This is a genomic window from Thermoanaerobacterium thermosulfurigenes (assembly GCF_051201035.1).
GTDB lineage: Bacteria > Bacillota > Thermoanaerobacteria > Thermoanaerobacterales > Thermoanaerobacteraceae > Thermoanaerobacterium > Thermoanaerobacterium thermosulfurigenes.
This window is the reverse complement of record NZ_JBPODR010000015.1, coordinates 1-12,298: the sequence shown is the minus strand read 5'-3', so window position 1 is coordinate 12,298 and position 12,298 is coordinate 1. Positions and strand designations below refer to the sequence as shown.

The 12,298-nt window shown below is 35.0% G+C and carries 10 protein-coding genes; 1 reads left to right on the top strand and 9 read right to left on the bottom strand.

Annotation, left to right across the window (positions count from 1 at the left end):
- Positions 1–86: 86 nt before the first annotated feature.
- From HNR52_RS07360 to spoVT, 4 genes are all read right to left on the bottom strand, one after another.
- Complete coding sequence (locus tag HNR52_RS07360) at positions 87–1,619, bottom strand: DUF3794 and LysM peptidoglycan-binding domain-containing protein (protein WP_435620157.1); 1,533 nt, start codon at positions 1,617–1,619, stop codon at positions 87–89.
- Between the two features lie 123 nt (positions 1,620–1,742).
- Positions 1,743–2,006: a Veg family protein gene (locus HNR52_RS07355; RefSeq protein WP_013786978.1), complete on the bottom strand. Its 264-nt coding sequence runs from the start codon at positions 2,004–2,006 to the stop codon at positions 1,743–1,745.
- Positions 2,007–2,201: 195 nt separating this feature from the next.
- Positions 2,202–3,050 (bottom strand): sporulation peptidase YabG, encoded by an 849-nt coding sequence (yabG, locus tag HNR52_RS07350; RefSeq protein WP_013786977.1) that lies wholly within the window; start codon positions 3,048–3,050, stop codon positions 2,202–2,204.
- A 72-nt stretch (positions 3,051–3,122) separates the two neighbouring features.
- On the bottom strand, positions 3,123–3,674 hold the full coding sequence (gene spoVT, locus HNR52_RS07345) for a stage V sporulation protein T (protein WP_013786976.1): 552 nt from the start codon (positions 3,672–3,674) through the stop codon (positions 3,123–3,125).
- Positions 3,675–4,038: 364 nt separating this feature from the next.
- On the opposite strand from spoVT, the gene HNR52_RS07340 reads away from it, so the two are divergent.
- Positions 4,039–4,707, top strand: a complete 669-nt coding sequence (locus tag HNR52_RS07340; protein ID WP_435620156.1) for a hypothetical protein — start codon at positions 4,039–4,041, stop codon at positions 4,705–4,707.
- A gap of 420 nt (positions 4,708–5,127) precedes the next feature.
- Here HNR52_RS07340 and HNR52_RS07335 read toward each other — a convergent pair whose 3' ends face one another.
- The 5 genes from HNR52_RS07335 to HNR52_RS07315 form a co-directional block, all read right to left on the bottom strand.
- Positions 5,128–6,042: a peptidylprolyl isomerase gene (locus HNR52_RS07335; protein WP_435620155.1), complete on the bottom strand. Its 915-nt coding sequence runs from the start codon at positions 6,040–6,042 to the stop codon at positions 5,128–5,130.
- Positions 6,043–6,082: 40 nt separating this feature from the next.
- Entirely contained in the window at positions 6,083–9,583 is a 3,501-nt protein-coding gene (gene mfd / locus HNR52_RS07330; protein ID WP_435620187.1) for a transcription-repair coupling factor, read from the bottom strand.
- Between the two features lie 5 nt (positions 9,584–9,588).
- A complete protein-coding gene (locus tag HNR52_RS07325; protein WP_435620154.1) occupies positions 9,589–9,957 on the bottom strand; it encodes a hypothetical protein in 369 nt (122 codons plus the stop codon).
- Positions 9,945–10,517, bottom strand: a complete 573-nt coding sequence (gene pth / locus HNR52_RS07320) for an aminoacyl-tRNA hydrolase (protein WP_435620186.1) — start codon at positions 10,515–10,517, stop codon at positions 9,945–9,947. The genes HNR52_RS07325 and pth overlap by 13 nt, the downstream gene beginning before the upstream one ends.
- A gap of 133 nt (positions 10,518–10,650) precedes the next feature.
- Positions 10,651–12,006 carry a S1C family serine protease gene (locus tag HNR52_RS07315; protein WP_435620153.1) on the bottom strand — a complete coding sequence of 452 codons (1,356 nt, stop codon included), beginning with the start codon at positions 12,004–12,006 and terminating at the stop codon, positions 10,651–10,653.
- Positions 12,007–12,298: the final 292 nt, after the last annotated feature.

Below are 12,298 nucleotides of genomic sequence, written 5' to 3'. Positions count from 1 at the left end.
ACATATGTTTAAATCGACAAATAAATTTTCTCCATGAAATAAAATAAAGTTGGAATAAATCATAAATTCCAACTTTAGCTTAAGCCTCATATTTTATTAGGTATTATAAGCTTTGAGCCAGCCAAAATCCTCTCATCTTTTAATTCATTTACTTTAATTATTTCTTCTTTAGAAGTCCTGTACCTTTTAGCTATGTCCCAAAGCTCATCGTCTTTTTGAACCATGTATATCGTAATGCTGTGCCTATTTTCTTCGCTTCTTACATCTTCAGCTTCTTTTGCATCTATAAGCACATCGTACTTGCTAATTTTAAAGGCATCTACAGTCGCATCGACTACAAATTTAAGTTCTGCCTCTTTCATTGCCATAATGTCATAGGTAATATGCGTTACTTTTAGATCAACAAAAAGATCTCCGTCATCCATCGGTACATCTAAAAACGTCTTAAACTGTGCTTCATCTTTATATGACATCGGATTTCCATTATCGCCTATATATATGATATTATAATCAATCACACCCTCTAAGATGGCTTTTCCGTCTTTTAAAGCATAGTCTGAAAGGACAGGATATGCAACAACATCAATTATTCTACGGACATTGTTTTTAAACTCCACATTTTCTTTAAATATGGCTTGTGATTTAAAGCGCCCTTGCTGACTTATGGCTTCTATTTTCTCGATTACAGGCTCAACGTTTCTGTTGATGCCGTATATGTCTACTGGAATTTCAGTTTCATCTTTTTCTGTCACAATAGTATCAGTCTTTAAAACCAATTCTATGTCGATCATCCTGTTATCTCCGCTTTCATCAGGCAATATCTCTATGTTTTTCTCAATTATTCTTTCATACGTATTGGCATTCATATAGCTTAATGCGCCAGGCACGTCTATAAAATTAGCATAGTTTAGGTCACATTCTTCATAGCCGTACTCATCTTTCGAATCACCTTCGTACACTATATACACATGGACACTACCCTGTATTATGACGCGGTTATCTGTTATTTTAGGCTCATCAGGCTTTATGATCATGTCAACTTTTAATATCTTAGAAACATTAGGTTCACCGTCAGAAATTTTAACTTGCTCTTTCAAGAAAGTCTCTGCGCTGTTTTGACCTACGATATTTGCCAATTTGATGGTCTTTTTCAAATATTCTACCCCTTCATCGCCTTGTATTCCCACTATGGCTTCTTTCTTTTCTTTTGCAAATGCCCTTCCGCATACGCTAACTATTGCCTTTACATTTATTTTTCGGCTATTGATAAGAGAAAAATCTACATGTTCTACCCGGCAGTTGACAATTGATTTGCACTTTGAATCAACACCGTCAATCTCTAAAAAATGCGTAAAATCCACCGACTTGTTAATTTTAGCGAGTTTTTTGTCTTTGTCAGCTACGTATATTATATTCAGCTTAAGCTGCCCATCAACTTGAATCTTGCCGTCGCTTTCAACAACATCATTTATTACAGATTCTCCTAATACTGCAATAACATTTATAGCATCAGGCATGTCTTCCGGTACTATTACGTCGCTTTCTATAAGCGCCTGACTATCTTCCCCTCCTACAAATCTGTCATAGCTTATGGGGTTTGTCAATGCACCTTGTAACATTTTTTTACCTCCTCGTATTAAATATATGATCAAATATAGAAGCTATATTTATCTAATATAATAATATAAAAGGAGGTCACAAAATATGCTAAAAACAAAAAACCGATGACAATCGGTTTTTTGTTACATGCATCGTATTTCCTTTTCACCTTTCATAAGTGTAAGCTCAACTGTATCTGTCAAAATGTCAGAATAACTATATGAGACCCTGCGGGTTGTTCCATGTCCATCTATGACAATAATAAAAATACTGGGATATGTTTTTTCTAAAAATCCTTCACGGATTATTGTCTTCTTTCTACCACCGTTAGTTTTTAGCCGGACTCTGGAGCCAACATGGTCATCCAGCTTCTTTTTAATCTCATGTAGGGCTAATCTATCGGCCAATTTTATCACTCCTTACAAAATTCTGAAAATATTATAACACATTTTTCATCTCCTGTCAAATAAAATATATTATTATACCAGTGAAAAAGTAGTTTGTCAACAAATCAATACATGCTTAAAAACACAAATAAATGCGCTAAATAGAGAAATATCCGATATATACCGAGAAAAATTAATAGCGAGTCAGTTGACTCGCTAAAATTTAGCCTTTGGAACGCCATATCTAAACTTTCCCATCGTCTGCAATCCGCCAATCCCTGCCGAACCTGTGATGGTATCCTGAATAAGTTCTTCAATTTTTACTATCTCATTTATATGAGCGTAAGCTACTTTTTCACACACCAAAACAGGATCAAGACAGTGTATCAGCACTCTTTCAGGTGAACTTGCATAATTTGCTCCTGATGATATTAACGCTTCGTAATTAGACTGGCAAGCACCTGCAAAAATCACCAAATCATCCAACGATGGCTCATAGCTTCTGGCTTTTTTTACAGCTTCTACAAAATACTTTGAGTTTCTATAGTTGTTTAGATCTGAATAGTTTCTGGTGTTTTTCACGCCATCATGTCCTGTCAGTACCAATATATCCGGTTTGTATTTATTTAGTAAAGCCACCACTTTATCAGGCTGCTCTTTTTCATCTACTATTTCTCCATAAGCTATTATATTTGCCTTCTTGTATGCATCTAAGCAAATATTTAGATATCCTTCATCGCCATCTATATGGAGAACCGTGCCAGGTTTGCCATAAGGCTCACTTCGGTTTGATCGCATCACATTTGATTTTCTAAAATCTTTTGATTGAGCAATCTTTTTAATTAGATAATTTGCTTTTTTCTGATATGGTTCATCGTATTCGTTAATCCTGGTCAATGAAGCCGGCATAAGATCATCTTCAGGTGCATCAGCAATAATGCGCATATTTAGTCCGTGTAACAGATAATGTCTCGTTCCTCTATTTTCTATGACATCTATAACTTTAAACAGCAAATCAAAACCGTGTGATTTCCTCACTACTATGTCATTGACTTTAAAAGGCATAAAGATCCCCCCACAACATTATAGTCATTTTCATATACTATAATATGCAGGGTTCTATATACTTGTTATATATTATTCTTCCATTTGTTTTCCTAAGAATGTAGCAGCAGTTTCAGCTATTTTAGCCTCAACATCAGTAAGAACAACGCCGCTTTCTCTCGTAAAGATTATTACAGTTCCAATCGTATCACCTCGTGAAATAATCGGAACTATAACCTGTGATACTGGCATAAATTCCTGTCCTTCTGCTATTGCAATAGTGCCTTTATCTTTGCCTTCGCCAAGTATGACAGTCCTCTTTTCCTCCATGTACTTTTCTAACTCTGGACTTATCGGTTTGTCAATCAATTCTTTTTTAGGCATCCCTGCAACAGCAATGACATTGTCACCATCTGTTATGCAAACAGGTTGTTTTGTTGATTGATATATGCTGTCTGCATATTCTTGTGCAAAGTCTCCAAGTTCACTTATAGGAGAGTACTTCTTTAATATTATTTCACCTTCTCTGTCAGTGAAAATCTCTAACGGATCACCTTCTCTAATCCTCAATGTTCTTCTTATTTCCTTTGGAATTACAACTCTTCCAAGGTCATCTATTCTTCTAACAATTCCAGTCGCTTTCAAATTATGTACCTCCATTTCCTGAAATTTTAAGTTCAAGATTAGTATTTATGCATTTCCATAATTTTATACATAAAAAAGACACTTAAGAAGTGTCTTTTTAGTGAACAAGAATTAAAAAAAATTTATAAAAATATTTGGGAACCATCCGATGGCGTACTTTAAGATTTCTTTTCAATATCCATTTCAAGCACCTCCTCCGTGTTTCTGTTGTTTCTTATTTGTTTTATGAGATATGCAGACACAAAAAGGAATACAGTATCAAAACTATATTCCTTTTTGTGTGCAGAATTTTTATTAAAAAATATTTACAAAATATAATAAATAATGTATAATTGATAAAAAATAGAATAAAGGAATGATTTAAATGAAAAGACTATTTTTACTTCTATTGTGCTTGGCTTTAATTTTATCGACATCATCAGTTGCTTTTGCAAAAGTTGATAACAACATGGTAGATACGGTTACAAGAGACAAAATTTTATTAGATAATCTTAGCAAAGAATATAATTTAAAAGATGTAGATAAAGTACCAGAAGGAATCGTGCCAATCAAGTTTAATTCTATTGATGAATTAAAAGCATTTTTAGAAAAACAGCCAAAAGGACCTGTTGAAATCCATAAAACATATTATGCTAACGATTTTTTGATAGATAAAAACAACATAAACGACATGAACAGCAACGTCATTTTAGAGAGTACAGGTAAACATCACATTAACACTTCAGAAACTGTTAATATAGGGGGATTCGTAAGTTTAGACGCAGATGTATTTACACAAGTTAGATCGTTAGGAGGTACACATTTAGAAGAAATTATAACAGATTGTAAAGAATGGACGAGCTTAACTGGTGTTACTCTCGGTGTTGAATGGGATGAAAGATATGCTTATCATGTTATTAGCTCGGATAGGTATAGAGTTGACGTATATGGCGGAGGGGTACTAAACGAATATCTTATTATTGATGGATTACTAAAAATTGCTTCTTATCCAATTGATTTATCAGTAAGTTATTATGGTGGTATAATAAATTAAATAAGGTAAAGAAAGGGTTAAAAATGATATTTAAACTTTTTTCTATTATTATTCAAATAATAAATGTCATAAGTTTAATTTTTATTATCTATCTATTATATAAAATTTTCTTATATTTTTCTAAAAAGAATTAAATACATTAAAATTTCTTTGTTCGTTTTATGCAATAAACTATAAAAAGGAATACAGCAGAAAAACTGTATTCCTTTTTATAGTTATTTTTTATTTTGTAGCTACTTTTCTATTGCTAAAGAATGGCTCATACACATTCTTTTTCGCACCCATCCTCTGTAACTGTATCATTTTTATATAGTACGCATATATTATAAAACAGAACACAATTAACGAAGAAAAAATACGGCTTATCTTTTCTGCCAAAACCTTTCTACGCTTATCTATGGCATACACCAAAGGGGAATGTTAAACAGTAACTTTTATATTTTGCGGAAACTTTTCAATCTTTGCTGCCTTTTTAAGAGCATCTGATTTTTGATTAAATATATCCTGCTTTTTGGTATTCTCAAGATATGATATTATGCTACTTTTTACATCGTTAAAGGATTTTATCGTTTTACCCTCTGATTTTATTATGTGATATCCATACTGTGTCTTAACCGGCTTCGATATCTCTCCAGGCTTTAGAGCAAATGCAGCATCTTCAAATTCTTTTACCATTGTGCCTCTTGTAAACTCTCCAAGTTCACCGCCATTGTCCTTTGTAGAAGTATCTATCGAATATTGTTTTGCAAGATCCGCAAAGTTAGCGCCCTTCATAAGCTTATCGTATATTTCATTGGCAGTTTTCTCGTCAGAAACCAATATATGGCTGGCTTTAACAACCTCAAACTGACTTTTATTGTCGTTATAGTATTTTAAAGCTTCACTGTCAGTAACTTTTACATTTTTCGTCCAGCTATCTACAAGCTTGTTTATAAGGACATTGTCTTTCGCCATCTCTTTGGTGACTTTGCTGTTTGTGGCTTTTTCCGCGTTGTATTCATCGGTTATTTCTTTGTCTGTCGCTGTAAACTTCTCTTTTTCAGCTTCTTTCAGTAAAAGCTTCTCCAGAATCAGATTGTCCAATACAGAATTCTCAACTACGTCAATAAACTTTTGCTCATTGTAGTTTTGATTCCAGATATCTTTAGTGTACTGTGGATCGCTTTCTATCTGCGCCTTAACCTGATTAAATGAATCCTGATATTCTTTTAACGTTATGTCTTGACCATCAACTTTCGCAACAATGTTTTTGTTTACACCGCAAGAAGTCAGTGTAGTAATGACCAACGTCAATGCTAAAAATGCTCCTAATCTTTTAAGCTTCAATGCATTCATCCTTTCACATTACTATTTATATACTCATTATATATCAGTTTTAATTTATCTGCAAACATTTAATCTTGCTGACCAAATCAATCAATTCCTTTAATAAGTCTTCCTTTTTGCCATATTTATAGGTGATGTATGGCGGAATTTGGCCAGAAAACATTATTCTTCCTTTAAATTCATTGACTAAAGCATCAACTATTCTTGAATTTATAGACTTATTGTCCTTAAACTTCAAGATTACGGAATTTCCTCTTTCAGTAATCTCCAATATGTTTGCATCTCTTGCCAGCGCTTTTAAATAAGCCACATCTATAAGAGCTTCTACGGCTTTCGGATACTCTTTAAACCTGTCAATAAGCTCATCTTTTATGTCTTCAACGTCTTTTTCGTTTTCGATAGAAGAAATCTTTTTATAAATCTCAAGCCTTTGATTTTCATCTTCAATATACTCTTTATCTATATAAGCGCTAACTTTAATGTCGATTGCTGTATTGGGCTTGTCTTCTTCAGATACCCCTTTTAAGCTTTTGATTGCCTCATCGAGAAGCCTCAGGTACATGTCGTACCCTACTGCGTCTATATGTCCATGTTGCTCAGCTCCTAAAAGATTTCCAGCACCTCTTATCTCTAAATCTCTCATGGCGATTTTAAACCCTGAGCCAAACTCCGTAAATTCCTTTATTGCCTCAAGCCTCTTTTCTGCCACTTCTGAAATAACTTTATCTTTCCTGTAAGTAAAATACGCATAAGCTAATCTATTAGACCTTCCAACTCTTCCTCTTAATTGATACAATTGCGAAAGCCCCATCTTATCCGAATCATACACTATTATGGTATTTACATTTGGTATGTCCAAGCCCGTTTCAATTATTGTGGTACACACTAATATGTCATATTCCCTGTTTAAGAATCCTATCATGATATCTTCCAGTTTTCCTTCATCCATCTGACCATGTGCAACAGCAATACGAGCTTCAGGCACTAACTCTTTTAAAATCGAAGCCATTCTTTCAATGCCATCAATTCTGTTGTAGACAAAGTAAACTTGTCCTCCACGCCCTAATTCCCTCAAAATTGCATCTCTTATGAGGTCTTCATTAAATTCTACCACATATGTCTGAACTGGATACCTATCTTCTGGAGGATTCTCCAATACGCTCATGTCCCTTATACCGATAAGGGACATGTGAAGTGTCCTTGGAATAGGTGTCGCAGAAAGAGATAATACATCGATGTTTTCCTTAAGTTTTTTAATCTTCTCCTTATGTTTTACACCAAATCTCTGCTCTTCATCTATGATTAAAAGTCCAAGGTCTTTAAACTTCACATCGTTTTGCAAAATCTTGTGTGTCCCCACCAGAATGTCTACGGTACCATCAGCTACCATTTTAATTATTTGCGATTGTTCCTTGTTGCTTCTAAAACGAGAAAGCATCTCAATCTTGACTGGAAAATCTTTAAACCTTTGTACAAAATTATTGTAGTGCTGTTCGGCTAATATCGTCGTGGGACATAAAAAAGCCACCTGCTTCCCATCTGCAACAGCTTTAAACGCAGCTCTAAGTGCTACTTCTGTCTTACCGTATCCTACATCACCGCAAAGCAATCTATCCATAGGTTTATCGCTTTCCATATCTTTCTTTATTTCTTCTATGCACCTAAGCTGATCTTCCGTCTCTTCATACGGAAACTTTTCTTCGAAGTCTTTCTGCCACGGCGTATCCTTAGAAAAAGCATATCCTTTCATTGTCTGCCTTTTTGCATAAAGCTTAATCAAATCCTTCGCTATATCTTCAACAGCTTTTTTGGCCCTTTTCTTAAGCTTAGACCAATCACTGCTGCCTAACTTATTTAACTTTGGCGGTTTGTCCTCTGGTCCAATGTATTTTTGCACCAAATCCAACTGTTCAACAGGCACAAATAGCTTATCATCGCCAGCGTATTTTATCTTAAGGTAATCTTTCGTGACACCATCGACAGTTATTTTCTCTATTCCTTCATATTTGCCTATGCCATAATTTACATGGACCACGTATGAACCAACAGTAAGCTCTGTAAAATTCTTAATCCTTCCATCACTTTTAACTTTAACGGATCTTTTAGGTCTCCTTGATTGGCCAAAAATCTCAACATCGCTTATTAAAGCAAATTTAGCATCTACGTACTCAAACCCTTTGCTGATTGTACCTGGATATATTAACACACCGCCTTCTGGTATGTCGTACTCTTCGTCTTCAATGATAGGAACCTCTAATCCATATCCTATAAGGGAATTTCTCAATAATTTTCCTCTCTCTAAATTACTGGAAAGCATGACAACCTTGTAACCAGAATTTCTGTAAAACTTAAGGTCATCTGCCAAAAGATCCAATTTACCGTGAAAAGGGTGCATCGTTCTTGATACAAAATTAACGATTTCTTTTGCCTGTATATTTTCATCAGACTTTACAATTGTGTTCATTAAAATCAGCGATTTACCCGAAAGCTTCCTAAGGATGTCATCATAACCAAACAAAAGATTTGACTGCTCAGGTATGACTTCACCAGACAAAAGCAACGACTTAAAATTCTCATTAAACTCTTTAAAAATATTTGAGGCCCTTTCTTTCACTCTCATATTTTCATCAACTATTATAAAAGCATCATCAAAATAATCAACGATGGAATAAAGATTATCGTAAAAGAAGCCTATCAATTCCCCTATATTTGTTATATTCCTGGTTTCAGAAATATTTTCCATTATCTCATCAAATTTCTTCTTGATCTTTTCTGCTCTGCCGCTTTGAGTCTCTTTTATTTTAGAGATGTACGAATTCACCTTACTGCTTAAATTGGAAAGCCCCTTTTTGATATTCTCATCTTCCAAAATAAACTCTCTGGCAGGAAACAACTCAACTTCGTCTACATTGTCCAAAGACCTTTGCGTGAATGTATCAAAGCTTCTTATAGAGTCAATTTCATCGTCAAAAAGCTCTATCCTAAAACCTTCTTCTTCCATGGGAGAAAAAAAGTCAATTATACCGCCACGTATGCTAAACTGCCCTTTCCCCTCCACCATAGGGACTCTTTCATATCCCATGGTGACAAAAAATGATGAAATCTCATTTAAGTCCACCTTATCGCCAATCTTGTAATTCCTTTTATACTTTAAAAACACGTCTTTAGGCGCAACTTTGTTTAGCACTCCATCTATTGAAGCAACAAATGCATAAGGCTTATCATCAATGATTCTCCTAATAGCAGCAAGTTTTTTGCCTGTGATGTCTAAACTGGACGCATCCACTTTGTAAAAAAGCGCATCTCTTGATGGAATCAAATATGCATCGCCATTTAACAGCGAACTTAAATCTTCATGCATCAATTTAGCTTCCACATCGTTGTATGTTATAAAAAGCACCTTCTTATTTAATTTCTTTACAATGTAGTGAGCAATGTGTGCTTTTTGAGAATCAGTTAATCCATATATTAAAAGCGGTAACCTCTCATCTGTGAGAGCCTCATTTATTTCTCCAACCTCTCTCAAATTTTCTATAGGCTTTATAAACAATGCAATCACCTCAACATAATCCAATTCCAGCACCCATGAATGACGGCTGTCATAAAAATAGCTGCATATATATTTACCTGTCTTAAAACGTAAAAAGCAACAACTCCAAAAACAAGGTGTGTGACAATGCTTAAAACTGATGCCTTAAAATTTATTTCTTTTGGTGATGCAACAAAATCCTTAAAGGCTTCAACAACCCCAAATACGAAATGAGCACTAATGACACTGCCAAAGATGTATCCCATGACAGTTTTAGACGATTCCTCAATAAGTGGCACGCCGTATATTACAGCTTTGTCACCGTACATATCTACAACAAGTTTATTCAAAAAGTACGCTAAAATAGCGCTTATAAAGCCACCTACGATAAACATATATTGTTGCCATTGTACAAATTCATGGCATGTTCAACTCCATTCTCTATTATATCCAAGACGGCATTTGCGGCATTATCGATAGAATTTGCAACTATATCCATATCCCTTTCCTCAAATCTACCCAAAACATGCTGTATCATGTCGCCTTTAGGCTTTCCTATGCCTAATCGCACTCTTGGAAAGTCCTCGCTATTTAATATATATATAATCGATTTCATTCCATTATGCCCACCTGCACTGCCTTTCTTCCTCACTCTTATTTTACCCACATCCAGGTCCTTATCATCGTATACCACAATCAAATTAGAAAGTGGCAATTTGTAAAAATCAACTATATCGTAAACAGCCTCACCACTGGAATTCATAAATGTTTGAGGCTTTTGCAGCACTATTTTTTCACCTTTATAAAGGCCTTCACCAATTAATGATTTGAATTTTATTTTATTTACAGCTATATCTAACTTTTTAGAAAGACTGTCTATGACTTCAAAACCTACATTGTGCCTCGTCTTTTCATACTCTTTTCCGGGATTTCCAAGTCCTACAACAATGTACATCATAACCCCTCCAGTCATGCTATTTTTTATTATATCACAAAAAACTGTGAAAAAAAGTTTAAGTTTAACAATAAAAAAAGTTCCTTACCAGCGGGAGGAGACTGGTAAAGAACTATTTAGCTTTATTTACATTTTATTGTGCATTTGAACTGCTCATAAGCTTTACTTTTGTACTCATTGTCCTGCCATTTCTCCAGAATGTAACAGTAATCGTGTCACCAACTTTATGCTTAGTTATTATGCTTTGCAGTGCATCAAAAGTCTGTACTTTTGTGCCATCTACTGCTGTTATCACATCACCTGGTTGAAGTCCAGCTTCATCAGCACCGCTTCCTTGCTGTACTTGCGCTATATAAAGTCCAACTGGTATATTGTACTGCGCTGCATCTTGTTGGGTTACTTCCTGCACGCTTACACCCATCATTGGTCTTTCTACATATCCGTGTTTTATCAAGTCATCTATTATAGGCTTTGCTTCATTTATCGGAATCGCAAATCCCATTCCTTCAACAGGTGTGCCTTGACTCTGGAACATTCCAAATGGATCTTGAGTGTCTGAACCACCTGTAGATGTTAACTTTACACTTGTTATCCCGACAACTTCACCATTGCTATTTACTAAAGGTCCACCACTGTTTCCAGGATTTATAGCTGCATCTGTCTGAATGAGATTTACTGGTCCATAATCGCTTTGAAGATTTCTGTTAAGACCACTTATTATACCTGCTGTAACCGTACCTGCAAAGCTTTCACCAAGAGGATTTCCTATAGCAACTGCCAGATCTCCCACTTCAAGTTTTGATGAATCACCTAATTTTGCCGGAATCAAATTCGTAGCATTTATCTTCAATACTGCCAAGTCAGTCTTTGAATCCTTTCCTATAAGTTGGGCAGGGAACTTTCTACCATCAGATAAATTTACTGTTATCTTAGAAGCACCATCCACAACATGGTTGTTTGTTACAATATAGCCTTGTGAATCGATGATTATTCCAGAACCACTGCCTTCAGGCACCAGTGCACTTCCAAATCCATTGGAGTATGATACGCTTGTATCTATTCCAACAACAGAAGGACTTACAATTTTAGCTATATTGGCAATCAAGTTAAAATTGCTATTGTCTGATGATGAAAGTGGCAAGTACCTATTTATAACCTGTGTCTGTTGCCCTAAATTAGTGTATTTCATGATTCCTGCGACAGTTCCACCACCGATAAGTGCTGCAATCAATGCAACAGATACAAATGAAACAAGCATCCTTCTTCTGAATCTTTTAACCATCTTGCCTAAGCTTTTTTTGTTGCTTCTAAATTCTACCCTTGGTGTCGTATAGGTTCCGCTTTCCGCGGCGCTATATGTTGCTGGAATTTCCTGAGTGTCATCTATATTTTCGCCTTTTATGTCATCAGAACCTAAGGCATCGTAAGCCTTGAAATTATCTATTTCATTTTCGCCTATATTTTTGTTTTGTTCATTTTCAAAATCCATATTCATCATCCTCCTTATCATCTCTCATGATTACATTATAAATTAGAATTTTTAATAAACTGTGAACATATTGTAAATTATTTTTAATAATTTCATGTCGATGGGTAAAATAAATGCAGCCCGAGGGGTGGCTCGAGCTGCTATAATAAGGGAGGTCAAGGAGAGGCTTTTCTCTCTCTCGATTATTATTATAACCTTAACTAAAACTTCGCACATAAATAATTACTCTGTTCCTTGAAAACTTAATGCTTTGCCAGAAAAAAGTAATAGTAATTTACACAATTATGCACAC

Coding starts and splice junctions, on each gene's coding strand:
- HNR52_RS07360 (WP_435620157.1), bottom strand. CDS start 1,619: ATGTTACAAGGTGCATTGACAAACCCCATAAGCTATGACAGATTTGTA.
- yabG (WP_013786977.1), bottom strand. CDS start 3,050: ATGCCTTTTAAAGTCAATGACATAGTAGTGAGGAAATCACACGGTTTT.
- HNR52_RS07340 (WP_435620156.1), top strand. CDS start 4,039: ATGAAAAGACTATTTTTACTTCTATTGTGCTTGGCTTTAATTTTATCG.
- HNR52_RS07315 (WP_435620153.1), bottom strand. CDS start 12,006: ATGGATTTTGAAAATGAACAAAACAAAAATATAGGCGAAAATGAAATA.
- HNR52_RS07335 (WP_435620155.1), bottom strand. CDS start 6,042: ATGAATGCATTGAAGCTTAAAAGATTAGGAGCATTTTTAGCATTGACG.
- HNR52_RS07325 (WP_435620154.1), bottom strand. CDS start 9,957: ATGTTTATCGTAGGTGGCTTTATAAGCGCTATTTTAGCGTACTTTTTG.
- pth (WP_435620186.1), bottom strand. CDS start 10,517: ATGTACATTGTTGTAGGACTTGGAAATCCCGGAAAAGAGTATGAAAAG.